The organism is Actinomadura sp. ATCC 39365, from assembly GCF_054392275.1.
The window spans coordinates 5,034,237-5,060,288 of sequence record NZ_CP184335.1 but is presented as its reverse complement, the minus strand read 5'-3'; the positions used below and the strand labels follow the sequence as shown (position 1 = coordinate 5,060,288).

The 26,052-nt window shown below is 74.0% G+C and carries 24 protein-coding genes; 8 read left to right on the top strand and 16 right to left on the bottom strand.

Going from position 1 to position 26,052, the window contains the following annotated elements; genetic code table 11:
* Positions 1–5: 5 nt before the first annotated feature.
* The 9 genes from ACNF49_RS24900 to ACNF49_RS24860 form a co-directional block, all read right to left on the bottom strand.
* On the bottom strand, positions 6–632 hold the full coding sequence (locus ACNF49_RS24900; RefSeq protein WP_498702959.1) for an HPP family protein: 627 nt from the start codon (positions 630–632) through the stop codon (positions 6–8).
* Entirely contained in the window at positions 629–1,318 is a 690-nt protein-coding gene (narI, locus tag ACNF49_RS24895) for a respiratory nitrate reductase subunit gamma (RefSeq protein ID WP_482945150.1), read from the bottom strand. The genes ACNF49_RS24900 and narI overlap by 4 nt, the downstream gene beginning before the upstream one ends.
* Positions 1,315–1,932, bottom strand: a complete 618-nt coding sequence (gene narJ, locus ACNF49_RS24890) for a nitrate reductase molybdenum cofactor assembly chaperone (protein ID WP_482945149.1) — start codon at positions 1,930–1,932, stop codon at positions 1,315–1,317. The genes narI and narJ overlap by 4 nt, the downstream gene beginning before the upstream one ends.
* Positions 1,929–3,509, bottom strand: a complete 1,581-nt coding sequence (gene narH, locus ACNF49_RS24885; protein ID WP_357981326.1) for a nitrate reductase subunit beta — start codon at positions 3,507–3,509, stop codon at positions 1,929–1,931. The genes narJ and narH overlap by 4 nt, the downstream gene beginning before the upstream one ends.
* Positions 3,509–7,186: a nitrate reductase subunit alpha gene (locus ACNF49_RS24880; protein ID WP_482945148.1), complete on the bottom strand. Its 3,678-nt coding sequence runs from the start codon at positions 7,184–7,186 to the stop codon at positions 3,509–3,511. The genes narH and ACNF49_RS24880 overlap by 1 nt, the downstream gene beginning before the upstream one ends.
* A gap of 289 nt (positions 7,187–7,475) precedes the next feature.
* Positions 7,476–7,892 carry a MarR family winged helix-turn-helix transcriptional regulator gene (locus ACNF49_RS24875; RefSeq protein WP_397174501.1) on the bottom strand — a complete coding sequence of 139 codons (417 nt, stop codon included), beginning with the start codon at positions 7,890–7,892 and terminating at the stop codon, positions 7,476–7,478.
* 256 nt (positions 7,893–8,148) lie between these two features.
* The gene (locus tag ACNF49_RS24870) at positions 8,149–9,096 is read right to left on the bottom strand and encodes a CU044_5270 family protein (protein ID WP_482945147.1); all 948 of its coding nucleotides are present in this window, start codon (positions 9,094–9,096) and stop codon (positions 8,149–8,151) included.
* Positions 9,096–9,665 carry an RNA polymerase sigma factor gene (locus tag ACNF49_RS24865; RefSeq protein WP_357981338.1) on the bottom strand — a complete coding sequence of 190 codons (570 nt, stop codon included), beginning with the start codon at positions 9,663–9,665 and terminating at the stop codon, positions 9,096–9,098. The genes ACNF49_RS24870 and ACNF49_RS24865 overlap by 1 nt, the downstream gene beginning before the upstream one ends.
* 102 nt (positions 9,666–9,767) lie before the next feature.
* Complete coding sequence (locus ACNF49_RS24860; RefSeq protein ID WP_357981341.1) at positions 9,768–10,601, bottom strand: SAM-dependent methyltransferase; 834 nt, start codon at positions 10,599–10,601, stop codon at positions 9,768–9,770.
* Positions 10,602–10,811: 210 nt separating this feature from the next.
* Between ACNF49_RS24860 and ACNF49_RS24855 the strand changes: the two genes are divergently transcribed.
* The 8 genes from ACNF49_RS24855 to ACNF49_RS24820 all read left to right on the top strand — a co-directional run bounded on the left by ACNF49_RS24855 (position 10,812) and on the right by ACNF49_RS24820 (position 18,908).
* Positions 10,812–12,017, top strand: a complete 1,206-nt coding sequence (locus tag ACNF49_RS24855) for a CoA transferase (RefSeq protein ID WP_482945146.1) — start codon at positions 10,812–10,814, stop codon at positions 12,015–12,017.
* 397 nt (positions 12,018–12,414) lie between these two features.
* A complete protein-coding gene (locus ACNF49_RS24850; protein WP_482945145.1) occupies positions 12,415–13,098 on the top strand; it encodes a hypothetical protein in 684 nt (227 codons plus the stop codon).
* Between the two features lie 4 nt (positions 13,099–13,102).
* The gene (locus ACNF49_RS24845) at positions 13,103–13,891 is read left to right on the top strand and encodes a glycosyltransferase family 2 protein (protein ID WP_482945144.1); all 789 of its coding nucleotides are present in this window, start codon (positions 13,103–13,105) and stop codon (positions 13,889–13,891) included.
* Positions 13,888–15,051 (top strand): 2-phospho-L-lactate transferase CofD family protein, encoded by a 1,164-nt coding sequence (locus tag ACNF49_RS24840; protein WP_482945143.1) that lies wholly within the window; start codon positions 13,888–13,890, stop codon positions 15,049–15,051. The genes ACNF49_RS24845 and ACNF49_RS24840 overlap by 4 nt, the downstream gene beginning before the upstream one ends.
* Positions 15,052–15,056: 5 nt before the next feature.
* Positions 15,057–15,680 (top strand): HAD family hydrolase, encoded by a 624-nt coding sequence (locus tag ACNF49_RS24835; protein WP_482945142.1) that lies wholly within the window; start codon positions 15,057–15,059, stop codon positions 15,678–15,680.
* A gap of 8 nt (positions 15,681–15,688) precedes the next feature.
* Positions 15,689–16,435, top strand: coding sequence for an NTP transferase domain-containing protein (locus ACNF49_RS24830; protein WP_357981361.1), 747 nt, complete (start codon positions 15,689–15,691; stop codon positions 16,433–16,435).
* Positions 16,423–17,676, top strand: a complete 1,254-nt coding sequence (locus tag ACNF49_RS24825; protein ID WP_482945141.1) for a lipopolysaccharide biosynthesis protein — start codon at positions 16,423–16,425, stop codon at positions 17,674–17,676. Before ACNF49_RS24830 ends, ACNF49_RS24825 begins: the two co-directional genes overlap by 13 nt.
* Positions 17,673–18,908: a glycosyltransferase family 4 protein gene (locus ACNF49_RS24820; protein WP_482945140.1), complete on the top strand. Its 1,236-nt coding sequence runs from the start codon at positions 17,673–17,675 to the stop codon at positions 18,906–18,908. The genes ACNF49_RS24825 and ACNF49_RS24820 overlap by 4 nt, the downstream gene beginning before the upstream one ends.
* A gap of 3 nt (positions 18,909–18,911) precedes the next feature.
* On the opposite strand, the gene ACNF49_RS24815 is transcribed toward ACNF49_RS24820, so the two are convergent.
* The 7 genes from ACNF49_RS24815 to ACNF49_RS24785 all read right to left on the bottom strand — a co-directional run bounded on the left by ACNF49_RS24815 (position 18,912) and on the right by ACNF49_RS24785 (position 25,854).
* On the bottom strand, positions 18,912–19,883 hold the full coding sequence (locus tag ACNF49_RS24815; protein ID WP_482945139.1) for a glycosyltransferase family 2 protein: 972 nt from the start codon (positions 19,881–19,883) through the stop codon (positions 18,912–18,914).
* An 82-nt stretch (positions 19,884–19,965) separates the two neighbouring features.
* On the bottom strand, positions 19,966–20,967 hold the full coding sequence (locus ACNF49_RS24810; RefSeq protein ID WP_482945138.1) for a hemolysin family protein: 1,002 nt from the start codon (positions 20,965–20,967) through the stop codon (positions 19,966–19,968).
* Positions 20,964–22,274, bottom strand: a complete 1,311-nt coding sequence (locus ACNF49_RS24805) for a hemolysin family protein (protein WP_357981376.1) — start codon at positions 22,272–22,274, stop codon at positions 20,964–20,966. The genes ACNF49_RS24810 and ACNF49_RS24805 overlap by 4 nt, the downstream gene beginning before the upstream one ends.
* Before the next feature lie 147 nt (positions 22,275–22,421).
* On the bottom strand, positions 22,422–22,859 hold the full coding sequence (locus tag ACNF49_RS24800) for a pyridoxamine 5'-phosphate oxidase family protein (RefSeq protein ID WP_357981379.1): 438 nt from the start codon (positions 22,857–22,859) through the stop codon (positions 22,422–22,424).
* A gap of 27 nt (positions 22,860–22,886) precedes the next feature.
* On the bottom strand, positions 22,887–23,579 hold the full coding sequence (locus ACNF49_RS24795; RefSeq protein ID WP_352354967.1) for a DNA-binding response regulator: 693 nt from the start codon (positions 23,577–23,579) through the stop codon (positions 22,887–22,889).
* Positions 23,549–24,667 (bottom strand): hypothetical protein, encoded by a 1,119-nt coding sequence (locus ACNF49_RS24790; RefSeq protein WP_357981382.1) that lies wholly within the window; start codon positions 24,665–24,667, stop codon positions 23,549–23,551. Before ACNF49_RS24790 ends, ACNF49_RS24795 begins: the two co-directional genes overlap by 31 nt.
* Positions 24,664–25,854 carry a sensor histidine kinase gene (locus tag ACNF49_RS24785; protein ID WP_482945137.1) on the bottom strand — a complete coding sequence of 397 codons (1,191 nt, stop codon included), beginning with the start codon at positions 25,852–25,854 and terminating at the stop codon, positions 24,664–24,666. The genes ACNF49_RS24790 and ACNF49_RS24785 overlap by 4 nt, the downstream gene beginning before the upstream one ends.
* Between the last annotated feature and the right edge of the window lie 198 nt (positions 25,855–26,052).

Genomic DNA, 26,052 nt, shown 5'->3' with positions numbered 1-26,052 from the left:
GGTCCTCACTTCCTGTCCTCCTTCTTGGAGAAGATAAATCCCCCAAGAAGTAACTTCTTCTGCGAAGTTACCACGCGGGAGACGCGCAGGCGTCCCAGCGCGAGCAGGACGAGGGTCGTGAGCACCACGGCGGTGAGCAGGACGGCCAGGTTCAGCGGGGTGCGCAGGAAACCCAGCGCCACGATCAGCGTGGTCGCGCCGCCGGGCGGATGGGAGCTGTCGGTGGCCAGCATGCCCAGCGTCGTGCAGGACAGCGCGATGACGACGGCGAGCACCCGGCGCCCGTCGATGTGCCCCAGGTCGGGCGCGGTGCGCGTCAGCCCGGTGACGGTGAGCGCCAGGTAGCCGCCGGCGGCGCTGATGGCGTGCCCGGCGACGGTACGGCGCGGAGCGGCGGCCGGCGCCCCCGGCGCGGTGAGCACCAGGTAGATCGTCGGCCCCAGGGAGGGGAAGACGAACGGCTGGTGGGCCAGCCAGGCGACCAGGGCGGGCACGCTGATGCACACCGCGGCCCTCCCGGCGACCGCGCACGCCACGGCGACCCGCGCCCTGACCGCCCCCCGCTCCCGGGCCCGGCCCCCGGCCGCTCCCTCCGCGCCTTCGGCCCCTTCCGCGGCGGCTCCGGCGCTCATCGGGGCAGCGCGCCACCGCGGGAGCGGTAGACGATGTACGGCCTGGCCAGGTACGCGACGGGCGCGGCGAAGGCGTGGACGAGGCGGCTGAACGGCCACAGCGCGAACAGGGCCAGGCCGAGCAGCGTGTGCGCCTGGAACACGAACGGCGCCGAGGCCATGGCGCCGACGTCCGGCTCCAGTTCGAGCAGGCTGCGGAACCACACCGACACGCCGAGCCGGTAGTCGTAGTGGCCGGACGGGCCGAGCAGGGTGGCGATCAGCCCGGCGAGCAGCACGGTGGCCAGCACCGGGTACAGGACGCGGTCGGAGCGGCCGGTGGCCCGCCGCACGGCCCGTACGCTCAGCCGCCGCCACAGCAGCACGCCGAGCCCGACCACGGTGGCCAGCCCGGCCAACCCGCCGACGACCAGGGCGTTGAGCTGGTACATGGGCTCGGTCACGTGCACGGCCTCGGTGAACCGCTCGGGGACGAGCAGGCCGACGAGGTGACCGGCGATCACGAACAGCAGCCCGAAGTGGAACAGCGGCCCGCCCACCCGCAGCAGGCGGCTCTCGTGGAGCTGGCTGGAGCGGGTGGTCAGCCCGAACCGGTCGTAGCGGTAGCGCCAGACCGCCCCGGCGACGAACAACACCAGGACGACGTACGGCAGAACACCCCACAGGGCGATGTTGAGATGCCTCATCGGCGGACTCCTCCGGGAACCTCGGGCAGGGCGGTACGGCCGACGCGTTCGGCGGGCGGGCCGAGCGCCGTCCGCTCGCCCACGGTCCGGCGGTCGGCGGACGTGGCGCGGGGCAACGTCAGCCGCACGGCCTCCACGACGGCGGCGTAGCGGCTGCGGCGGGCGGTCAGGCCGGCGTGCAGCAGGTCGAGGCCGGGCCGGTGGTCGCGCAGCAGCCGGCCGCCGGGGCCGGGCACGCGGGCGGCGAACTCCAGCATCACCGGCAGGAAGTCGGGCAGCTCGCCGGTGCCGGGCCGCCAGCCGTGGGCGCGGTAGAGCGTCTTGAGCTCCAGCAGGGACTCGCCGCGCCGACGGGTGTCGCCGTCGCCGTAGTAGGTCATGTGGAGCGTGCGCCGGCCGCTGCGGTCGAACGTGGACACGTACGCGGCGCCGGCGTCGAGCGCGGGCAGGGCCGCCGCCTCGGCGCAGAAGCCGCGCAGGCGCTCGGCGGCGGCGCCGCCCGCCGCGCCGAGCGCGTCGCGGACCAGGCCGAGGCGGGCGGGCCAGTCCTCGCCCGGGTAGCTCAGGAGCAGGGACGCGGCCTGGTGGATCAGGCGGGAGCCGTGCCGGTTCACTCGCCCGCCTCGTCCCTGGACGGGAACAGGCCGTCGGGCGTGCCCTTGCCGTCCCAGTTGAGCAGGTTGACCCGGCCGCGCAGCCCGTCGTCCCTGGTGACCGGGGCGCTGTGGAAGCTCTCGGCGAGCATGCCGGGGCCGCCGGGGGCGTCGAGACTGCAGCCGGCGTCCCCGGCGTGGTCGGAGGTGACGTAGGCGGTGGGGATGACGTACCGCTCGTCGTACTTGGCCAGGGCGAGCAGGCGGTACATGCGTTCCAGGTCGGCGGCCGACAGGCCGGTCCCGGCGGCGATGCCGGGGTCCGGCTCGTCGCCGAGGTTGCGGGCCCGCATGTGCGCGCGCATGGCGGCCAGGCGGTGCAGCGCGGCTTCCACCGGGACCGGGTCGCCCGCGGTGAACAGCTCGGCGAGGTAGCCGACCGGGATGCGCAGCGAGTCGATGGCGCCGAACAGGTTGCCCACGTCCTCGCCGTCGTGCCCGGTCTCGGCCAGCGCGTCCACGATGGGCGACAGCGGCGGGACGTACCAGACCATGGGCATCGTGCGGTATTCCGGATGCAGGGGCAGCGCGATGCGGAACTCGGTGATGAGCCGGTACACGGGCGAGCGGCGGGCCGCCTCCAGCCAGTCGTGCGGGATGCCCGCCGCCTCGGCGGCGGCGACCACCTCGGGGTCGGCGGGGTCGAGGAAGCAGTCGAGCTGCGCCGGGTACAGGTCACGCTCGTCCGGGACGGCGGCGGCCGCGCCGATGCGGTCGGCGTCGTAGAGCATGACCCCGAGGTAGCGCAGGCGGCCGACGCACGTCTCGGAGCAGACCGTCGGCTCCCCCGCCTCGATGCGCGGGTAGCAGAACGTGCACTTCTCGGCCTTGCCGGTCTGGTGGTTGAAGTACACCTTCTTGTACGGGCAGCCGGACACGCACATGCGCCACCCCCGGCACCGGTCCTGGTCGACCAGGACGATGCCGTCCTCCATGCGCTTGTACATCGCCCCCGACGGGCAGGCGGCCACGCAGGAGGGGTTGAGGCAGTGCTCGCAGATGCGCGGCAGGTGGAACATGAACGCCCGCTCGTAGTCCAGGCGCACGGTGTCGCTCACCTTGCGCAGGACGACGTCGGCGGCGAGCTGTTCCGGGCCGCCGCCGAGGTCGTCGTCCCAGTTCGGACCCCAGGTGACGGCGGTCGGCCGCCCGTCGATCAGCGAGCGGGGCGGCGCGGTCGGCACGTCGTCGCCGAGCGGCGCGCTGGTGAGGTTGTCGTAGTCGTAGGTCCACGGCTCGTAGTAGTCGTCCAGGCCGGGGAACTCGGGGTTGGCGAAGAGGGTGGCCAGGCGGCGCAGCCGGCCGCCGGCGCGGGGCACCAGGCGGCCGTGGCGCAGCCGCCAGCCGCCCCGCCACCGCTCCTGGTCCTGCCAGCCCCGCGGGTAGCCCTGGCCGGGGCGGGTCTCGACGTTGTTGAACCAGACGTACTCGGTGCCGGGCCGGTTGGTCCACGTCTGCTTGCAGGTCACCGAGCAGGTGTGACAGCCGATGCATTTGTCCAGGTTCATCACCATGGCGATCTGGGCCATCGGTCGCATCAGTAACGCACCTCCTGATCCCGGCGGCGGATGACGGTCACCGCGTCGCGCTGGTTGCCGGTGGGGCCGTAGTAGTTGGGGGCGAAGGAGAGCTGGCCGTACCCGCCGATCAGGTGGGTCGGCTTGACCAGGAGCTTGGTGAGCGCGTTGTGCACGCCGCCGCGCCGGCCGGTGGCCTGCGACTTGGGCACGTTCACCAGCCGCTCCTGGACGTGGTACATGAACACGGTGCCGGGCGGCATGCGGTGGGACACGACGGCGCGGGCCACCACGACGCCGTTGACGTTGACGGCCTCGATCCAGTCGTTGTCGGCCACGCCGATCGCGGCGGCGTCCTCGACGCTGATCCAGATGACCGGGCCGCCCCTGGCCAGCGTCTGCATGAGCAGGTTCTCCTGGTACTCGGAGTGGATCGACCACTTGGAGTGCGGCGTGAGGTAGCGCACGTGCACCGCCTTGCCGCCGTCGGGGGCGGCCGGCAGGCTCTCCCCCAGCGCGTCGAGGTCGAGCGGCGGCCGGTAGACGGGCAGCTGCTCGCCCAGCTCGGCCATCCAGTCGTGGTCGAGGTAGAAGTGCTGGCGGCCGGTGAGCGTGTGCCAGGGTTTGCGGTGCTCGGTGTTGATGGTGAACGGCGCGTAGCGGCGGTCGTGCCCCTCCGCGCCCGACCACTCGAAGCTGGCCCCGGCGGGCACCGGCCGGTCCTGGGTGTCGGAGAACACCGTGCGGTGCCCGGCGACCGACGCGCCCAGCTCCGACAGCCCCGAGCCGGGCCCGCAGCGCTCGGCGAGCCGGTCGAAGCCCTCGGCGGCGATCCTGCCGTTGGTGGTGCCCGACAGCGCCAGGATCGCCTCGCACAGCTTGACGTCGCTGTCCAGCAGCGGACGGCCCTCGGCCGGGCCGCCGGCGGCCGTGCCGCAGCGCGCGGCGAGCCAGGCCGACTCGGGGCCGGGTCGCACGGTGACGCCCTTGACGGTCATGCCCTGCCGCTCGGCCAGTGGGCCGAAGGCGGCCAGCTGGTCGGCGATGGCGGTGTAGTCCCGCTCGACCAGCGTCACCGCGGGCATGGTGCGGCCGGGTTCGGGCGTCGCGCCGCTCTCGCGCCAGTCGGGGACGCCTCCGCCGGGCTGGGCGATCTCGCCGGGCGTGTCGTGCTGGAGCGCGGTGGCCACCAGGTCGTGGGCGACGTCGAGGCGGCCGGCGGCCAGCTCGCTCAGCTTGCGGGCCAGCGAGTGGAAGATGTCGAAGTCGGTGCGGGCCCGCCAGGGCGGGTTGATCGCCGGGGTGAAGGCGTGCACGAACGGGTGCAGGTCGGTGCTGGACAGGTCGTGCTTCTCGTACCAGGTGGCGGCGGGCAGCACCAGGTCGGCGAAGAGCGTCGTGGAGGTCATCCGGAAGTCGAGGGCGAGCAGCAGGTCGAGCTTGCCGCGCGGCGCCTCCCGCCAGGTGACCTCCCGGGGGCGGTCGGGCGGCGGTGCCTCCTCGGCGGTGGCGTTGTCGGGCGCGCCCAGCAGGTGGCGCAGGAAGTACTCGTTGCCCTTGGCCGAGGAGCCGATCAGGTTGGCCCGCCAGACGGTGAGCACCCGCGGCCAGTTCTCCGGCGCGTCCGGGTCCTCGCAGGCGAACGCCAGCCGCCCGGACTCCACCTCGCCGGCGATCCAGCGGGCCGGGTCGGCGCCGCTGTCGTGGAGGCGGCGGCCCAGGTCGAGCGGGTTGGCGGCGAAGGTGGGGTAGCTCGGCATCCAGCCCAGCCGGGCCGACTGCGCCACCAGGTCGAGGGTGTGCCGCCCGGCGAACCGGCGAGGCCCGGCGGGGCTGGACAACGTTCCGGCCGAGAACCGTTCGTAGCGCCACTGGCCGGTGTGCAGGTACCAGTACGGCGTGCCGGCCATCTGGCGGGACGGGCGCACCCAGTCGGCCGCGGTGGACAGCTGCTGCCAGCCGGCCAGCGGCCGGACCTTCTCCTGGCCCACGTAATGGGCCCAGCCGCCGCCGTTGCCCCCCTGGCAGCCGGTGAGCAGCAGCAGCGTCAGGAAGGAGCGGTAGATGGTGTCGGAGTGGAACCAGTGGTTGGTGCCCGCGCCCATCATGATCATGGCTCGGCCGCCGGTGCGCTCGGCGGTGGCGGCGAACTCCCGGGCGATCCTGATCGCCTGCGCGGCGGGGGTGGAGGTGATGCGTTCCTGCCAGGCGGGCGTGCCCGGGGCGTCGGGGTCGTCGTAGCCGGTGGGCCACTGGCCGGGCAGGCCGGGGCGGGCGACGCCGTACTGGGCCATGAGCAGGTCGAAGACGGTGGTGACGAGCCGGTCGCCGACCCGCCGGACCGGCACGCCCCTGCGGACGACGCCCGGCTCGTCGAAGCGCGGCAGGACCACCTCGGCGCCCTCGCAGCCGGGCGCGTGCAGGGTGAGCAGCGGGTCGAGGTCGCCGAGGTCGAGGTTCCAGCGTCCCTGCTCGGCGCTCCAGCGGTCGCCGAGCGTGCCGTTGGGCGCGACCGGGCGGTCCGTCGCGGCGTCGAGGATCATCGGCCGCCAGCGGGCCGCCTCCTCCTGGCCGCCCAGGTCCGCCGAGGTCAGGAACTTGCCGGGACGCAGGCCGCCGTCGTCGTGCTCCTCCAGGTGCACCAGGAAGGGCAGGTCGGTGAAGCGCTTGACGTGGCCGGTGAAGTGCGGGGCCTGCCGTTCCGCGAAGAACTCGCGCAGGATGACGTGCCCCATGGCGACGGCGAGCGCGCCGTCGGTGCCGGGGTGGGGGTGCAGCCACTCGTCGGCGAACTTGGCGGCGTCGGAGTAGTCGGGCGAGACCACGATCACCTTCTGGCCCCGGTAGCGGGCCTCGGTGACCCAGTGGGCGTCGGGCGTGCGGGTGACCGGGACGTTGGACCCCCACAGCACGAGGTAGGCCGCGTCCCACCAGTCGCCCGACTCCGGCACGTCGGTCTGGTCGCCGAACACCTGCGGCGAGGCCACGGGCAGGTCGGCGTACCAGTCGTAGAAGGACAACATCGGCGCGCCGATCAGCGACATGAACCGGGCGCCCACCGCGTGCGAGGCCATGGACATGGCCGGGATCGGCGAGAACCCGGCGACCCGGTCGGGTCCGTACGTCATGAGCGTGTGGACGTGGGCCGCCGCGGCGATCTCCAGCGCCTCGTCCCACTCGATGCGGACCAGGCCGCCCTGGCCGCGCGCCGACTGGTAGCGGTGGCGTTTGCGGGGATCGGTGGTGATCTCGGCCCAGGCCGCGACCGGGTCGCCCAGGCGCGCCCTGGCCTCCCGGTACAGCTCCACCAGCACGCCGCGGGCGTGCGGGTAACGCACCCGGGTGGGCGAGTAGGTGTACCAGGAGAAGGCGGCGCCGCGGGGGCAGCCGCGCGGTTCGTACTCGGGACGGTCGGGGCCGACGCTGGGGTAGTCGGTCTGCTGGGTCTCCCAGGTGATCAGGCCGTCCTTGACGTAGACCTTCCAGGAGCACGAGCCGGTGCAGTTGACCCCGTGAGTGGAACGCACCACTTTGTCGTGCGCCCACCGGCGCCGGTACGGGGAGTCGTTGACCTTGTCCTCGCCGCGGTACACCGCCCGCCGGTCGGGCGTGGTGTCGGCGCGCAGCAGCAGGGTGCCCGCCGCCAGCAACCGTGCGGCCGCCGTGTCGGCGGCGCGTTCGGCTCGTGTCAGATGCATGCGTATTCCACCAGGCACGACGCATGACCCCCTTATGTGGAAATGAGGCTTTTTGGTTTCCCGTGCTGGTCCAGCCGGGATGCGTGCCTTGTCGCGCCCCCGGACACTGGCGAATCGACTGAAAGTGATGTGTGCAGTCAGACGACTGTTTCTAGCATGCGACAGTGTCCATATGGAATCTGTTAGTTCTTCGGGAAGGTTTCATCGCCCCCGAAAACACAATTAGGTCTATCGACCGAAATTTCGCGAAATAAGGCGAAATAGCGGCTGATGTCGGCGGATCAGGCGCTCAGGAGTCGGCCGCCTCGGTCAGCCGCCGCAACACGTGGACGAGCGTCCTGCGGTCGTCCGGGGCCAGCTTCTCCAGCGCCTGGCCGATGCGCTGCCGCCGCGCGGCGCGCAGCCGCTCCAGCACCTCCCGGCCGGCCGGGGTCGTGCTGATGCGGATCTCCCGGCGGCTGTGGGCGGCCGGGGCCCTGCTCAGCAGGCCGGCGGTGTCCAGGCGGTCGACGACCCGGCCGGCCGCCGACAGCGACATGTCCAGGCGGTCGGCCAGGGAGCGGAGGTTCATCGGGCCGTGCCGGTCGACCGCCAGCAGCACCCGCAGCCGGGGCACCGACAGGTCACCCAGCGCGGCCATGGCGTCGAGCGTCGCCTCCACCAGCACCAGGGACGCCTCCTCGATGTGCCATGCCGAGTCGTCCATGCCCGCGCCTTCGAGCGATGTCGTGGAGCGGCCATGGAAAACCGAAGCCGCTGGTCCGACATTTTTCCACATAACGGGCCACCTATTCATCACTCCGCCGACGACCAAAAGGAAAGTCCTAGCAGGCGGCCCGCCCTCGACGCACCCCCTGCCGGTGCGAGCTCGGACGACGTCGCCGTCCGGCGGAGCGACGGTGTTCACTACCCATTACAGTGGATTTCATCTGAGGTTTTCAAATGGTGATGAATTGCAGCCCTCAGGGACGCCGTCCCGGCTCGTCCACCACCGCGGTGCCGAGCTGGGCCGTCCAGGTGACCGGGGTGCCGGCGGGCACGTCCGCACCGCCTCCCGTCCACGTGAAGGTCCGGTCGGTCACGCTGACGCCGTACGTGCCCAGGAAGCGGTAGTCGCCGGGGCTGAGGATGAGGTCATAGCGGGCCCAGTCGCCGGTGTAGCTGAAGGCGACGCCGCGCCGCCCGCCGGCGTCGACCGCGTCGGGGGTGACCTGCACTCCCTCGATGGCCGACAGGGCGCGGAACAGCGCGGCCCGTACCCGCGGGGGCAGCGCCTGCTCGCCCATCAACTGGTAGATCGCCTGGAAGAGCCGCTCGTTCATGGGAGGCGGCGGATCACCGGCCGACTCATCGAGCGGGCGCAGGGCGGCGATGAGCCGGTCGGTCACGGTCCGCGGGGTGACGGGCTCCGCGGCCAGGTCGGCGGCGCCGATGCCCGGGTGGGTGTACTGGACGAGGAGCTTGCCCTTGTCGTCGTACCAGGCGATCTTCTTGCCGTCGACGCTCGTCCACACCTCCGAGGTGATCCGCCTGCTCGTGTCGACCCCGTACCCGCCGTAGGCGCCGGGGGCGGCGTCGAGCTCTTTGACGTAGAGCCACTGGTCGCCGCGGGCGCCCGGGCCTGGGGCGTGCTCCGCCGCACCGGCGGCCCATTCGCTCAGCTGTTGCACGCTCGCCACCGGCGTGGCGCCGGGCTCACGGATGGCGGCCCAGCCGAGGCCCGCCAGGACGGTCAGGACGGCCGCCGTCGCGAGCCGCCACACCGGACGCGCGGGGCGCGGGCGGGGCGTCGTGGTCCGCACCGGCGTCCGTACCGCGGTCAGCAGCCTGGCCCGGGCCGCGTCCTCCGCCTGCGGCGTCATCTCCGGGACGGGGCGGCGCACTCGCCTCACCGCGTTCAGGTCGTCCATCAGTTCTCCTCCTCCGCGGGAAGCACGGCCTTGATCTTCTTGCGCGCGCGATGCATGCGGGAGCGCGCCGTTCCCGCCGGGATGCCCAGGGCCTGCGCGGCCTCCTCCAGGCTCATGTCCTCCCACGCGACGAGCAGCAGGACGTCGCGGTCGCGGGGCGACAGCGCCGCCAGCGCCGCGAGCAGCCGGCGCTCCTCGCCCTGGGCCGCGACGCGCCGGGTGACGACGTCCCCGAGCGGCTCGGGCAGCGGCTCCGCCCCGGTACGGCTCAGCGCCCGCAGGAGCCGTTCCTCGTCGCGCCGGTGCCGGGCGATCAGCCTGGTGGCGATGCCGTACAGCCAGGGCCTGGCCAGGCGGGCGTCGGGATCGTAGGAGCCGCGGCGGCGGAAGGCGGCCAGGAACGTCTCCGCCACGATGTCGTCGGCGGCCTGCGTGCCGAGCCGGCGCGCGACGTAGAGGTGGATCTGCCGGGCGTGGCGGTCGAACAGCGCGGCGAACTGTTCGGGGTCGTCCCGGGAGCGGAGGATCACCTCCGCGTCGTCCTGCTCCGAGAGGTTCTGCAGGGTCACATCGTTCCTTCCACGAGGACGGCGGTCACCTCGCTGTCTCCCGCAGGCCGCATCATCGTTCACGGCGGGGGCGGGAAGGCCGCGGGGGCCGTCCGTGGAAGGTCAGGGGATGCGGGCCACGGCTCCGTAGTTGCCGGACGAGGCGGGGGCGTCCGCGCAGGTGAGGTCGCCGTCGGCGGGACGCCACTCGGGCACCCACACCAGGCCCGGCTCCAGCAGGTCGAGACCGTCCAGCAGGTCCGCGACCTCGGCGCGGGTGCGCACGTTGAGGCCGGGCAGCGTCATGGCGAGCATGCCGCGCACGGCCGGGGCCAGCTCCCCCGGCACGCCGTCGAAGGTGATGTGCAGCAGCCCGAGGAAGCTGCCCTCGGGGACGGCGTGACGCAGCCGCTTGACGACGGTACGGGCGCACTCGTCGTCGAGGCTGTGGGCCGACAGCAGCAGCACGGCGATCGGCCGGTCCCAGTCGAGGAACGTCTGCACCACCGGGTCGCCGAGCATCTCGTCCATCTCGCGCACGTCGCCGTCGACCACCCGCACCAGGTCGCAGAAGGGCTCGATGGTGGCCTGGGCCAGCGTCAGGGCCATCGGGTCGCTCTCGACGTACACGACGCGGACGTCCGGGCCGGGCGAGGTCAGGCGGGCCACCTCGTGCAGGCGGCTGCCGCCCGAAGGGCCGTTCGGCACCCCGCTCCCCACGATCATGAACTGGTCCACGCCTTCGACAGCGGCCAAATGACGGATCACCCGCGACAGGTATTCAAGAACGGCACGGGCCGCGGTGGTGGCGACGGGAGTTACTTGATCGAAATGGCGAACCAGGTCTCTGTCGGCGAGGAAGTTGTTCTTCCCGCCCGCGGCGGCGTCAAGTATCCGCGTGATCCTGGCGTGCGCCGTGCCAAGCCTGGCCAAGTTGCGGACAGCACGCTGGCGCATGAGCGTTGCCCCTTTCCCCTCGCCGCCACCCTCTTGCGGTAGGCGATCTTTGGACTTCACTCGTGACTCAGACCATATGTTCCAACAATTCCAGTTAATGACAATGGGGCAGACCGGTTATTTCGGGAAATGTTTGTTACCAGAACTTCCGGGCGAGATCATCAGGCCGCCGTCCGCGCGTAGGATCGGCGGATCGACGGGGAGGTGGCCGTGGCGGAGGAGCATGCCGCACCGCTGGCCGGGATGCGGGTCGTGGAGCTGTCCAGCTTCGTCGCCGCGCCGCTCGGCGGGATGACGCTGGCCCAGCTCGGGGCGGAGGTCGTCCGGGTCGATCCGGTCGGCGGCGGGCCCGACGCGCGGCGCTGGCCGCTCGCGCCGTCCGGCCGCAGCCTCTACTGGGCGGGGCTGAACAAGGGCAAGCGCTCGGTCACCGTCGACCTGCGGTCGGCCCGGGGGCGCGCGCTGGTGGCCGACCTGGCCGTCGCCGCGGGCACGGTGCTCACCAACGCGCCGCCCCGGGCCGGGCTGTCGTACGAGGAGCTGGCCGGGCGCCGTCCCGATCTGGTGTACGCGCGGCTGCTCGGCCACCGCGACGGCCGTCCCGCCGTGGACTACACGGTCAACGCCGAGCTGGGCCTGCCGTACGTGACCGGCCCCGCCGACCACGACGGCCCGGTGAACCACGTGCTGCCGGCCTGGGACGTCGCCTGCGGGCTGTACCTGGCCGTGGGCCTGCTCGCGGCCGACCGCCACCGGGCCGCGACCGGCCGGGGACGCCGCCTCGACGTGGCCCTGCACGACGTCGCCCTGGCGACCATGGGCAACCTGGGCCTCCTGGCCGAGGCCCAGCTCCGCGGCGCCGGCCGTCCGCGCGTCGGCAACGACCTCTACGGCGACTTCGGCCGCGACTTCGCCACCGCCGACGGGCGGCGGCTCATGGTCCTGGTGCTCACCGAACGCCACTGGCGCGACCTGGTCGCGGCCACCGGGCTGTCGCGCGTGGTGTCGGCGCTGGAGGAGGCGCTGCCCGCCGACTTCCGCTCCGAGTCCGACCGCTACGCCCACCGGGAGGCGCTGGGCGGGCTGCTCGCGCCGTGGTTCGCCGCGCGTACGGCGAACGAGGCCGAGGGGGCGCTGAAGGGCACGTCGGTGCTCCGGTCGCGGTACCGGACGCTGGAGGAGCTGGCCACCGGCGGGGCGCCGGCGCTGCGCGCCGAGCCGCTGATGGCCCCGCTCGACCAGCCGGGCGTCGGCCCCCACCTGGCCCCGGGCGGCCCGCTGCTCATGGACGGCCGCCAGGTCCCGCCGTCGCCCGCGCCGGAGCTGGGCGAGCACACCGAGGAGGTGCTGGGCGAGCTCCTGTCCCTGTCCCCGGCACAGGTGGCCGGCCTGCGCGCGGAGGGCGTGGTCGACTGACGGCAGTTTGAACATGCCCGAAACAAGGGTTACGGGCATGAAATGAGAAGTCGCGGGAGCGCTCCCAACAGACTGGAATGGCCCGCCGAGCTGGACTTATCCAAACATGATGCAAGTTTCACACAAAAAGCGCCGAGCGGAACACCTTTCCTCCTAACTCTCCACCGGGTCTTGACATCGCAGGCAGGCCCTCTGCGGTCACTTTTCTCCTGAATCGTTCCACTAGATGCCTTATGGGCGATGAACTGGACTTTCAGGCGAACTCTACTGTTAGTCAGCATGCCCGCAAGTTCCGGTTGGTCCGTTATCCGGTATTACGGTGGTCGTCGCCGGGACAGGTGACATACTGCGTCGGGCGCTCCTGTCACCCTTCCATGACGCCCTACGAGGATCGGTAGTGAACCATCCCGACCCCCTGCTCGACGCCCCGCGCCCCTGGGCCGCCCACATCTGGTGGATCGCCCTGGCCGTCGGCGCGGCCGGCTTCGCCTTCGTCTGGCTGGCCACCCCGCACGCCCGCGAGATCGACGCCGCCTGGCAGCTCGCCGCCAAGCTGCTCGCCTTCGCCTGCCTGTGCTGCGCGATCGCGTTCTTCCCCTGGGTGTCGCAGCGCCTGCACTGGTTGTTGTACGTGCCGTTCGTGTTCCTGACCGGCTACCTCATCCCGAGGATCAGCTGGTTCTACTACGGGGACGGCGCGCGGGCCCGGGGCGACGACTTCTACACGCACCTGTACCTGCTGCTCTACCCGGGGATCGTGCTGACGGTCGCCGCCGCGTACCGGATCGGGGGCGGCTCGCCGGGCCGCTGCCTGAAGATCATGGCCAGCGGGGTGCTGATCGTGTTCTCGGGCTTCCTCGACGTGATGTGGCAGGTGGTCAACCCGGTCGAGATCCCCGACCGGATCGACGCCCCGCACATCAACCTGTTCACCGGCGGGCCGATCCCGTTCTGGGGGGCGGTCGTGTTCACGTTGGCGCACGTCCCGATCGTCGCCGGGATCAACCTGCTGCCCCTGGACCGCTGGATCGGGCGCCTGACCGGGGCCGGCGCCGACACGGACGCCACCCGGAGGAGGTGACCCCTTGCCGAACAGGCCGGCCGTCGACGTCTCCGTGGCGGCACCCGCGTACAACGAGGCGGACAACATCGCGGCGGCGGTGACGGAATGGCGGGAGTACCTGGAGCGCCACCCGGGGGTGGCCACGTGGGAGATCGTCGTGTGCGACGACGGCAGCTCCGACGCGACCGGGCGCATCCTGCGCGAGCTGCGGCAGGACTGCCCGCAGCTCGTCGTCGTCACCTTCGCGCGCAACCGGGGCGCGGGGGCCGCCATCGCCGCGGCCGTCGCGCGCACCCGGCTGGACTGGGTGGTGCTGCTCGACTCCGACGGCCAGTTCCCGATCGCCAACCTCGACGCGTTCCTGGAGCGCATCCGGGACGGCGGCGGGCCCGCCTTCTCGGGGGCGCGGGTCAGGAAGGCCGACCGGCTGCCGTACCGGTGGGGGTCGGCGGCCAGCGGCGCGGTCAGCAACCTGCTGCACCGCACCCGCTACCGCGACTTCAACTCGATCTTCAAGGTGGTGCGCGGCCCGCTGTTCAGGGCGCTGCCGCTGGAGTCGGCGGGGATGAACAGCTCCACCGAGATCACCGCCCGGGTGGCCGAGCTGGGGCACGTGTGGGAGGAGCTGCCGATCGAGCACCGCGAGCGGGGCGGCGGCAGCCGGGGCTGGAGGTTCTGGCGGGGGGCCCGCGACCGGGCGCTGTTCGTCGGCTACCTCGGGCTGCGCCGCTGGTTGCTGCGCCGGGGCGTGCTGCGGGCGCCGCTCGCGCCGTTCCAGCAGGGCCGCTCCTCGCTGGAGGAGGTGCGATGAGGACGGTGTCGGTGGCCCTGTTCGGCGGCGGGCGCGGCGGCGCCGGCATCGCCCGCGCGCTGCTGCGCACCCCGGGGACGAGCCTGTCGCTGCTGGTCAACGGGTACGACAACGGCCTGTCCACGGGCGCGCTGCGCCGCTGGCTGCCGGGCATGCTGGGCCCGTCCGACTTCCGCAAGAACCTGCTGCTGCACCTCGACCCCGGCGACCCGCGCCACACGCTGCTGGAACGCCGGCTCCCGCCCGGCACCACCCCGGCCGGCCTGGACGAGCTGATCGACGACGTCGCCGCGGCGGGCCCGGCGGGGGCGGCGCGGGAGCTGCGGGTCGTCGCGGACCGCCTGGCCGCCCGGCCCGGCGGGCTCGACCTGGCCGACTGCGCGCTGGGCAACCTGGTGTTCGCCGGGGCGTACCTGCGGCAGGGCGAGGACTTCAACGCGGCCGTACGGGCCTGCGCAAGCACGTTCGGCTCGCCGGTGCGGCTGCTGAACGTGACCGGCGGCGAGAACGCGTTCCTCGTCGCGCTCAAGCAGGACGGCCGGGTGCTGGCCGACGAGGCCGACATCGTCGCGCCGCAGGACGGCGTGGCCATCACCGGGCTGTTCCTGCTGCCCGAGCCGCTGTCGGCGGCCGACCGGGCCGCGCTGGCGGGCCACCCGGCCGAGCGGGTGCGCGAGCTGCTGGCACGGCGGTCCGCCGAGGTCACGCCGAACCCGGAGGCGCTGCGGGCGCTGGGCGGGGCCGACCTGATCGTGTACGGCCCCGGCACCCCCCACTCCTCGCTGCTGCCCAGCTACCTGACCCCGGGCCTGGCCGAGGCCGTGTCCGGGAGCCGGGCCGCGGCCAGGGTGTTCGTCGTGAACGTCGGCGGCGACCACGACGTCCAGGGGCTGACGGCCACCGACCTGGTGGACCGCACGCTGGCCTACCTGGACGACCCGGGCAACGAGCGGGCCACGATCACGCACGTGCTCAGCGGCCGGGGCGCGGGCGCTCCCGCCGTGCCGGCCCGCGTGCTGAAGGGGGGTTCGTGGGCGGGGGCGCGCTGGATCAGCGCCGACCTGGAGGACCCGGCCCGGCCCGGCGCCCACCGCGGCCCGCGGACGGCCGAGGCGCTGCTCGCGGTGCTCGGCGAGGCGCCGCTGGCGCGGGCCGGGTGAGCCGGATGCTGCCCTGGACGGTCTGGCTGTGCGACCTCGACGGCACGCTGGTGGACTCGGCCCCGGCGCACGAGGCCGCCTTCCGCCACGCCCTGGCCGAGCACGCGCCCGGCGCGCTGGAGAGCTTCCGCTACGCCGACCACGCGGGTGCGAGCACCGCCGCGGTGGCCGCCCGGCTGACCGGCGACCCGGCGGCGGCCGGCCGGCTCGCGCGGCACAAGCAGCGGCTCTACCGCGCCTACGTCGAGGCGGGCCTGGTGCGGCCGTTCCCCGGCGCGCGCCGCCTGCTGGACGCGCTGGGCGCGACGGGCCGGGTCGCCTACCTGGTCACGGGCGGCAGCCGGGCCTCGGTGGAGCGGGTGCTGGCCGCGTGCCCGCTGCCGGTGCGCGACGTGCTGACCGCCGACGACGTGCCGGCGAGCAAGCCCGACGCGAGGTTCTACGCCGCGGCCTGCCGCCGCTGGGGCGTGCGCCCGGCCGCGGCCGTCGCGCTGGAGGACAGCGCGCACGGCGTGGCCTCGGCCGTCGGCGCCGGGCTGGCGACGCTGCACGTGCACACCGCCGACCCCGCGCCCGGCGCGGTCGCGGCCCCTGACCTGGACCACATCGTGTCCCTGCTGGAGAGGTGATCGGCGACGTGGATGAACGGCGGGTGTGCGCGGTGATCCCGGCCGCCGGACGCGGGACGCGGCTCGGCCACGACCTCCCGAAGATCATGATCAGCCTGGCCGACGGCGTCACCGTGTGGGACGTCCTGCACCGGCGGCTGCGCCCGGCGGCCGGGCACGTGCACGTCGTGGTGTCCCCGGCGGGCGCGGGCCCGTTCGGCGAGCTGGTGGCGGGAACGCCCGGGGTGTCGGTGAGCGTTCAGCAGCGGCCGACCGGGATGGGCGAGGCGATCTTCGGCGCGGCCGGGCACTGGGCCGGGTACGAGACGATCCTCGTGGTCTGGGGCGACCAGGCGAACCTGTCGGCGCGGACCGTGCGCCGGGTCGTCGCGGCCCATCCGGGCGAGGGGCTGACCCTGCCGCTGGTGCCGATGGACGACCCGTACGTGGAGTACGAGCTGGCCGGGAACGAGCTCGTGCGGGTGCGGCAGTCGCGCGAGGGCGAGGAGTGCCGGCCGGGCGGGCTCAGCGACATCGGGGTGTTCTGCCTGGCCACCGCGGGCCTGCCGGAGGCGTGGGAGCGGTACGCGGCGGGCGCGGCGCGCGGCGCGGCCACCGGCGAGGTGAACTTCCTGCCGTTCCTGGCGCATCTGTCGCGGGCCGAGGGCCGGCCGGTGACGGTCGTGCCGGTGACCGACCCGGCCGAGGCGCGCGGCGTCAACACCGCCGACGACCTGGAGTTCGCCCGGCGGGCGTACGCGCGGTGCAGGGGCTGAGGGGCCGCGCGGCGGGCCTGGTCCGGGGGCACCGGTGGGCGGCGGGCCCGACGCTGGTGAGCACGGCGGCCAGCGGCATCGCGGCGGCCACCACGCTGGTCGTCGCGCGCGGGGCGGGGGCGAGCGCGTTCGGCCGGTTCACGGTGGTGTTGTCGATCGCGCTGATCGTCACCGTGGTCATGCTGACGAGCCTGCACTACGTCGTGCTCCAGGAACTGCCGAGGGCCGCGCCGGGCGAGCGTCCGGCGCTGGTCACGACGGCGCTGGCGGCGACGCTGGCGATGAGCGCCGGGCTGGCCGCGCTGGGCCTGCTGGCCGCCCCGCTGCTCACGCGCGCACTGAACGTGGACGTCCCGGCGCTGGCCCACGGGCTGGCGCTGGCGGTGTCGATGACGGTCAACCAGCTCGCGGACGGGTTCCTGCGCGGGCTCGGCCGGTTCGCGCTGGTGGCCCGGCTCAAGCTGGCGGTCGCGGTCGCCTACCTGGGCGCCGCCTGCTTCTGCCTGCTGGTGCTGGGGATCAGGGACGCCGGGCCGTACCTGGTCGCGCTGATCGTGACGAACGCGGCGTTCGCGGTGGTGGCGACCGCGGGGGCCGGGGTGCGGCCGCGGGCGTTCTCGGCGCGGCTGGCCCGCTCGCTCTACCGGCACGGCGCGTACGTGACGGCCGTCGCCGCGCTGACCGGCCTGCTGTTCGGCGTGGACGTGCTCTACCTCAACCACTGGGCGGCCCCGGCCGACGTCGGCGTGTACGCGGTCTACAACGGCTTCCCCAAACGGCTGCTCGGCGTGGTGTTCACCGACGGCGTGCTGCTGGTGCTGCTGCCCGCGATGGCGACCGCCGACAAACCGGTGCTGATGCGGCGGATCGCCCGGCTGGCCCCGGCCGTGGCGGGGGTGACGGCGGTCTTCTCCTTCGCCGCGAGCACGGTGTTCTTCCTGCTGATGGGCGGCGGGTACCCGTACTCGACCGGGCTGATGACGCTGTCGGCGCTGGGCATCGGGGCGCACACGGCGTTCAACCTGTACTCGGTGGCGCTGTCCATGGACGGGGTGCGCGGCGCCCGCGTGCTGATCGGCTGCCTGCTCGCGAGTGCGCCGGTCGCGCTCGCCGTGCCGGCCTGGTGCGTCCGGTGGCACGGGGTGGCCGGCGGGCTGGCCGGGTTCGCGCTGGTCAACCTCCTCCTGCTGGCCGTCGTGGCCGTGACGGCCGCGCGCGTCTACCTCAAGGACCTGTCATGAGAATCGCCTGCGTCGTCAACCAGTTCCCGCCCAACGTCACGGCGGGGCTCGGCCGCTACGTCGAGCTGATCACCCCCTGGCTGGCCCGCGACCACGAGCTCACCGTCCACACGCTCAACGTCGGCGGCCTGCCCGTGGACGAACGCGTGGACGGCGTCACCGTGCACCGGCCGCGCGTCCGGCTGCCCGGCGCCCGGCGGCGGCTCAACCGCACCCGCCGCGCCGAGTTCCTGCTGCTGGCCGCGCAGGTCGTGGTCAGCGACTGGCGGTACGTGCGGCGGCTGCGCCGCGGCGGGCGGCCGGACCTGGTCGCCGTGCACGACTCGACGAACTTCCTGGCCGTCCTGCTCTGCCACCACCTGCTGCGGCTGCCGGTGGTCCTGCACGTGCACACCACCGAGTACGGCGTGGCGGCGCAGCGCAGCATCCGCGACCCGCTGAACCTGTTCGCGGCGCTGGAACGCCGTCTGGCCCGGATCTCGCGGCGGGTGGTGGTGGCCACGCCCGAGGTGCGCGAGCAGCTTCTCGCCGCGGGGTGGCGGCGTACGCCCATCGACGTGGTGCCGCTCGGCGGCACGTACGAGCGGGTCGTCGCCGATCCGGCCTTCGACCGGGACGCGCTGCGGCGGGGCGCGGCGGCGCTGCGGCGGCGGCTGGGGCTGTCCGAGCGGGACAGGGTGCTGCTGTTCGTCGGCAGGATCGAACGCCAGAAGGGTGTCTACCAGCTGCTGGAGGCGATGCGCGCGGCGTCGGCCGCGGTGCCGGGGCTGCGGCTGCTGATCGTCGGCGAGGGGGACGACGTGGGCGTCCGGCGCATCGTGGCCGCGACCGGGCTGCGCGGGCGGGTGCTCACCTCGGGCCGGTTCGTCATGGGCCGCGAGCTGCTGGAGTACTACGAGCTGGCCGACGCCTGCGTCTTCCCCTCGCTGTTCGAGCCGTTCGGGCTGGTCGCGACCGAGGCGATGGCGCTGGGACGGGCGACGGTCCTGGGCGACGGCTTCTCGCGGATCTTCCTCGGGGACGACCCGGCACGGCCCGCGGCGCGGTTCGTCCGGGCCGCCGAGCCGGCCGACATCGCGCGCGGGATCATCGACGTCATGACGGACGAGGCGCTGCGGCGGTCGCTGGGCGAGCGCGGCGAGCGGTTCGTCCGCGAGAGCCTGAGCTGGGAGCGCGCGGCGGCGGCGACGGCCGCGGTCTACCGGGCGGCGCTCAAGCCGCCCGCCTCCTGAGGGTCAGGCCGGGCCGCCCCGCAGGACGCGCAGGGAGCCGACGGCCAGGCCGGTGACCAGCACCACGTGCACGGCCAGGTGCACGGCCATGAAGTAGGCGGTGAAGGCCGGGCCGCGCTGCCGGTGGACGAACCGCAGCAGCTCCGGATCGGCCACCACGAACCACCCGACCAGCACGACGGGCACCGCGAACAGCGCCGGCGCGAACAGGCCGAGCGGCAGGCAGGCCAGCGCCAGCGCGCAGGCGAGGATCCCGGCCCGGCTGTTGGCGTTCTCCGGCTTGGCCGCGCCCCGCCTGGCCGTGGCCAGCGCGAGCGGGATGAGCGGCAGTGCCCGCCGCCACTGCTCCGACAGCACGGGCAGGAACCGGTGGCCCTCGTCGTGCCGGCCGGCGACGGCGTCGGTCAGCACGATCCGGGTGTGGACGGCCAGGCGGCTGCTGTACTCGACGTCCTCGCAGTCGCGCAGGCTCTCGTCGAGCCGGCCGGCCCGGGTCAGCGCCTCGCGGCGGATGGCGGCCAGGGCGAACACGACGCTGTTGACCTCGCCCAGGTGCCGGCGCCGCCAGTGGACCTGGTGCAGCAGCCGGTACCACTCGACCGGGCCGTCGTCGATCAGCGGCTCGGTGTCGTAGACGCCGTGCACGCAGCCGACGCCCGGATCGGCCTCCAGGATCGCGAGGGCGCCCGCGACCGCGTCGGGCCGCAGCGCCACGTCGCTGTCCAGGAAGAAGATCACCTCGCCGGTCGTGTGCTCGACGCCGGCGTTCCTGGCCGCCGACACGCCACGGTTGACGGGCAGGCGCACGACCCGGCAGCCCAGCTCCTCGGCGATGGCCGCCGAGCCGTCGGAGCCGGCGTCGTCGACGACCACGATCTCGTCGGGCAGGCGGGTCTGGGCCAGCACCGACTCCAGGCACAGGCGCAGGGTCCTGGCCGCGTTGTAGCACGGCACGATCAGCGAGACCGTCGTCACGAGCGTTGCCCTCCGGCGAGTTCCCCGGTCGCGGTCACCACGGCCCGCGGCCCTGCTCCATGATCCCGCACGGACCCCCGCCTCAGCCAGTCAGGATCCCGCCGAGCACGTCGTCCAGGGTGACGACGCCGAGCACCCGCCCGGACTCGTCGGTGACGGCGGCGAGCTGGGCGCGGCGGGCGCGCATGACGGCCAGCACCTGGGCCAGGGTGGCGGTGGCGGGCACCTGCGGCAGGGCGCGCACAGGTAGCGGCTCGCGGGCGCCGTGGCCGTTCAGCGCGTCCAGGACGTGCAGGTAGCCGCGCAGCTCGGCGGGGTCGGCGCCGTGCACGGGGAAGCGGGAGTGGCCGTGGCGGCCGGCGTACCGTTGCAGGCCCGCGCTGTCGATGGTCTCGGGCACGCTGACGACCTCGCTCATCGGCACCATCACCGAGCCGACCGGGCGGGCGTGCAGGGCGAGGGTGGCGATCAGGCGGTCGCGTTCGTCCTGGCGGAGCAGGCGGTGGCGGCGCGACTCCTCGATGAGCACGGGCAGCTCGCCGGAGGTGTAGACCGTACGGACCTCCTCGGCGGACGGGACGCGCAGCAGCCGCAGCACCACCCCCGCCATGGCCTTGACCAGCGTCAGCACCGGCCGGGTCGCCCTGGCCAGCACGAACAGCGGCGGCACCAGCCACAGCGCGGCCACGTCGGGCGCCGACAGCGCCAGGTTCTTCGGCACCATCTCGCCGATGATCACGTGCGCGGCGACCACCAGCAGCAGGGCCAGCGCGAAGGCGATCGGATGGACCAGCCGCTCGGGCAGCCCCACGCCGGCCAGCAGCGGCCCGACCGCCCCGGCCACCACCGGCTCCCCGGCCGCGCCGAGCACGAGCGAGGCCAGCGTCACGCCCAGCTGCGCCGCCGCCAGCATGGTGGGGACGGCGTTCATGGCGGCGAGCACGGCCTGCGCCCGCCGCGACCCCTCGCGCGCCCGCGGCTCGATCAGGGTGCGGCGGGCGGAGATGAGCGCGAACTCCGCGCCCACGAAGAAGCCGTTCACGGCCAGCAGCAGCACGATGACCAGCCCTTGGGCGAGGCTCACCGGCGCTCCCCCGCCCGGTCCGGGGCGGTCAGCGTGACCTGCTCGATCCGGCGTCCCCGCATGGTCTCCACCCGCAGGACCCACCCGCGCACCGCCACCTCGTCGCCCGGGTCCGGGATGCGGCCGAGCGCGGCCAGCACCAGCCCGGCGAGCGTCTCGTAGGGGCCCTGCGGCATGCGGAAGCCGGTGCGCTCCTCGACCTCGTCGGCGCGCAGCAGGGCCGGCAGGCCCACGGAGGCGCCCGGCGCGAGCAGCACGGGCGAGGGCTCGTCGGACTGCTCCTCGGGCAGGTCGTACTCGTCGGCGATGTCGCCGATCAGCTCCTCCACCAGGTCCTCGACGGTGACGACGCCGGCCAGGCCGCCGTACTCGTCGATCACGACGGCCATCTCGGCGCGGGCGGAGGCCAGGCGCTCCTGCACGACCTCCAGCCGCAGCGTCTCGGGCACCTGGAGGGCGGGCCTGGCGATCGCGGCCACCGGGGTCGTGTCGCGTTCGGACGGGGGCACCGCGCAGGCGCCGGGGACGCTGGCGATGCCGAGGATGTCGTCGCGTTCCGCGCCGCAGACCGGGATGCGCAGGTGGCGGCGGCTCCTGGCCAGCTTGAGGAACTCGGTGACGCTGGTGGTGCCGGGGACGGTCACGCAGTCGGTACGCGGTGTCATGGCCTCGGCCGCGGTCTTGCCGCCGAAGCGCAGCGCCCGCTGGAGCATGGCGGCGGTGCTGGGCTGGAGCACGCCGGCCTCGGCCGACAGGCGCACCAGGAGGCCCAGTTCCTCGGGCGAGCGGGCGGAGGCCAGCTCCTCCTGCGGCTCGGCGCCGAGCCATCGGACGATCGCGTCGGCCACCGCGTTGCACAGCCGGATCAGCGGCCCGAACGCCGCCGAGAACGCCCGCTGCGGCGGCGTCGCCAGCCGGGCCACGGCGAGCGGCCTGGACAGGGCGGCGTTCTTGGGCACCAGCTCGCCCAGCACCATCTGCGCCACGGTGGACAGCGCGATCGCCAGCACCACCGGCACGACCGGGACGCCACCGAGCAGCGGGTCGAGCAGGTCGGCGATGGCCGGCTCGGCCACGACGCCGAGCAGCAGCGAGGTGACGGTGATGCCGAGCTGGGCGCCCGACAGGTGGAACGACAGCCGTTGCACCGCGGCCTCGACGCCCTGGGCGCCCCGGTCGCCGTCCTCGGCGAGCTGGCGGACCTGGCCGCGTTCGACGGTGACGAGGGAGAACTCGGCCGCGACGAAGATGCCGTTGGCCAGGATCAGGGCCAGGGCCGCGAGCAGGTAGACGGCGTCGAGGAGCACGTCAGCCCGGGCCCTCGGGTAACGCTCCGGGCAGGGCCGCGGGCGGGCGCGGAAGGTCCGCGGCGGGCCGTCGGCCGTACTCAGACTCCACGGGCGAAAGCTAGCATCCGGCTCGGGCGTGCGGAAGTCATGACGAACCGCCAGTGATCAGACGTTGCCCAGCACGCGCGTCACCTGGATCTCCAGCACCACCCTGGACGGGTTGGGCCGGGGCGGCTTGTAGCGGGCGGTGTACCGGCGTTCGGCGTCGGCGACCTGCTCGGGCTCGGTGCGCACCACGGCCCGCCCCTCCAGGGTGGACCAGCGGCGGCCGTCGACCTGGCACAGCGACACCGCGGCGCCGTCCGCGCCGATCAGCCGGGCCTTGTGGGAGGAGCCGGAGGTGATCACGCGGGCGGTCGCGGTGTCCAGGTCGAGGGTCGCGCCGACGGGCACGACGTGCGGCGGGCCGCCGTCGCGGGCGGTGGCGAGCGTGCACAGGTGCCGCTCCTGCCAGAACGCGGCGAACGCCTCGCCCAGCTCGGCCAGGTCCACGATCCTCCTCGGGCTGTCGGGCGCCTCGTCGGGCTTCCGGGCGAGCGACATCGTATATCGCCCGGTGAAGGGGGCGGCTCAGGAGGGCGGGCCCTGGCGGGCGTGCGAGGTGTAGATCCCGACCTCGTCGGGACGGATCAGGCCGTCCTGGATGGCGCAGATGAGCAGTTTCTCCTTGGTCGGCGCGGGCCGGCCGGCCGCCGCGTACTTGACCCTGGCCCGGTCGATGTACTGGCGCACGGTGCGTTCCTTGATGCCCATGCGGGCCGCGACCGACGCCTTCGACATCGACTGGAACCAGAACAGCAGCGCCGCCCGCTCCTTGTCCGACAGCTGGGGACGGTGGGGGCCCTCGTCCGTGGCGATGGCCTGGGCCATGGGCAGCGTCACGGACGGCCGGTCGGCGGCCACCTCCATGATCGTCTCCAGGCAGGACTCCCGGGTGGCCCGGCCCTTGCCGATGAACGCCGACGCGCCCGCGTCCAGCACCGCCCGGACGATCTCGGGCTCCTCGTGCTCGGAGAAGACGATCACCCGCTGGCCGCCCGCGCACAGGCCGCCCACCCGGTCGGCGACCATCGTGCCGTTGAGGTTCAGGTCGAGCAGCAGCACGTCGGCGGCCACGCCGCGGACCGACTCGATCGTGGGCCCCTGGGCGACCAGCTCGACGCCGCTGCCCGGCCCGAACCAGGAGCGCACGCCGTCAACGACCACCTGGTGGTCCTCGACCAGGGCGACCGTCACGGGCGCTGCCAGATGCTGTTGACCCATACCTCCCCTCCCTGGCGCTGGTAGGTGACCACGACCCCGCTGGGCTCGCGCACCGGGGTGGGGCTGACCGGCAGGTCGTCGTTGTCGGCGACGACGGCCACGCTCACCATGGCCGACATCGCCGACACGGTGACCCTGGCCCGCGAGCGGGCGCCGTCCAGCGCCAGGACGGGCGCCCTGAGCAGATCCTCCCGCACGCCCTCGGGCAGCGCGGGCAGGTTCTCGCCGAACGGCGGCGCGGTCACCAGCACCTGGCGCCGCTCGGCCGCGTCGATGCGCTCGCGCAGCGCGGCCACCAGCGCGTCCGGGACGTCCTCGCGCTCGGTGATCAGGCGGCGCAGCCGCATGGCGCCGGCCGTGCAGTCCTCGCGGACGCGCGGGTCGCCGGGGTCGGCGCCGTCGGCCAGCTGCTGGAGCAGCGACTCGGCCACGTCCCTGATGGCGGCGTACCTGCGGATGCGGTCGGCGTGGATGCTCCTGGCCGACTCCCGCCAGGCGTCGTCGGCGGCGAGCCTGCGGGCCAGCAGCACGGCGTCCTCGGCGCGGGCGCGCAGCAGGGCGCAGCCGGCCGTGTAGCCGAGCTGCATGGTGACGCCGCCGACGATGACCACCAGGTACTTGGCGACCGAGACCCGGTCGAGCGCCCCGGCCACGGCCATCGCGGCCAGCATGACGGCGGCGTTGACGGCCAGGAACGCGCCCAGCTCCGCCCGCCAGCGCGGCCGGTTCCAGGCCAGCATGACGCCCAGCCAGCCGACCGACCCCCATCCCCAGTCGCTGATGCCGAGCAGGTCCTGCGGGCGGCAGGCCACGATCACCGCGACGTCGGCGGCCAGCGCCGCGACCGCCAGGCCGAGGATGCGGTCGGGGCCGCGCGAGGTGCGCGCGAGCGACAGGCCCGCGATCACGCCGACCGCCGTGTAGACGACCCAGGCGGCCGCGGCGAGCAGCGGCCAGCGGAAGGAGCTCCAGCCGGTGACGGTGACGGTGAGGTCGTAGCCGGTGTGCCAGAAGCCGGCGATGACGGCCGCGCCGAGCGCGGTGTAGCGGGCGTAGCGCTGGGCGACCTGCTCGATGTCGTCGGTCACGGCCGCCACCACATGCTCACCCGCGTGCCGGTGTCGCCGGAGGAGATCCGGGCGCCGCCGCCGCGCAGCTCGTTCATCGTGTCGAGGATCGAGCCGCGCACGCCGAACCGGTCGGGCGGCAGGCGGTCCTGGTCGAAGCCGTGGCCCTTGTCGGCGACCTCCACCCGGACCTCGCCGTCGTGCCCGCTGGAGACCAGGACGGCCTCGGCCACGCCGGCGTGCAGCGCGACGTTGGCCAGGGCCTCGGTGACGGCGCGGGCGAAGTGCTCGGCGACGTCGCCGGGGACGGTCTGCGGGATCAGACGGCGGCGCACGTCCAGGCCGGGCACGCGGCCGGCCACCTCGTCGAGCAGGGCGTCCAGGGCGATGAGGGCGGTCTCGGGGCGTGGCCGGTCGCGCAGCTTCTCCAGCGCGGCCAGGTCGGTGCCCACCTGGGAGTGCAGGGTGGGCGACGGCTCGTCGTAGGTGCCGAGGCCGACCATGGTCAGGGTGTGCAGGGCGGTCTCGTGGATGCTGGCGACCTGGCGCAGCTCGTCCTCGCGGCGCAGGCGTTCGACCATGAGGGCGATCTCGGCCCGCGCGCTCTCGCGCAGGAACGCGTCGGCGGAGGCGGCCGAGCGGCGCAGCAGCGTCATCAGCATCACGATCGCCAGCAGCTGGACGAGGTGGATGCCCAGCGTGCCGGCCACGTCCTGGGACGGCGCCGCGAGCCGCACCCCCGCCAGGTACGCCCCCGCCACGGCCAGCCCGGCCGGCACGGCGATCCGGGGCCGCCAGGTCACCCCGATGACGACGATCGTCATGGTGACCAGCCCCGCGATCCAGCTCGACCCGGCGTCGAACGCCCGGACGGGCACGAGGTGGCGCTGGGCCAGGCAGGCCGCCACGGTGGTCGCCGCGTCACCGGCCACCAGCCAGTGCGGCAGCGGCTCCTCGCGGCGCAGCCGGCGCAGGTACAGCCCGGTCCACACCAGACCGGCCGCCAGCGCGGGCGCCAGCCAGGCGGCCGAGACCGGCGGGACCGCACCGAGGCCGGCCGCGACCACCGACACCAGGCCGACGGCCCCGCGCGCGCCCGCGGCGGTACGCGCGACGGCCTTGTCGAGCTGCCGGGTCGCGGAGTCGTACCTCGTGTCGTGTCTCGGGTCGGGCCTCTTGCCGAGACCCGTGGAGCCGGGGAGAGCCATGTGCGATCCGCCCGCGAAGAGGGCACAGGACGGGTCTCACAATATCGACTTCGAACAGGCTTGTTCCCGTCATGACGGTCGGCTGTTTCCATGGCTCTTCCTCGGGGGGCCGGCGGCTCTCCGGTGCGCGTGCGCCGCCCTGCCTCACTGTGGGTCGCGCGGGCCCTGGGCGGCATGACGGCTGATCGGCCGTCGTGC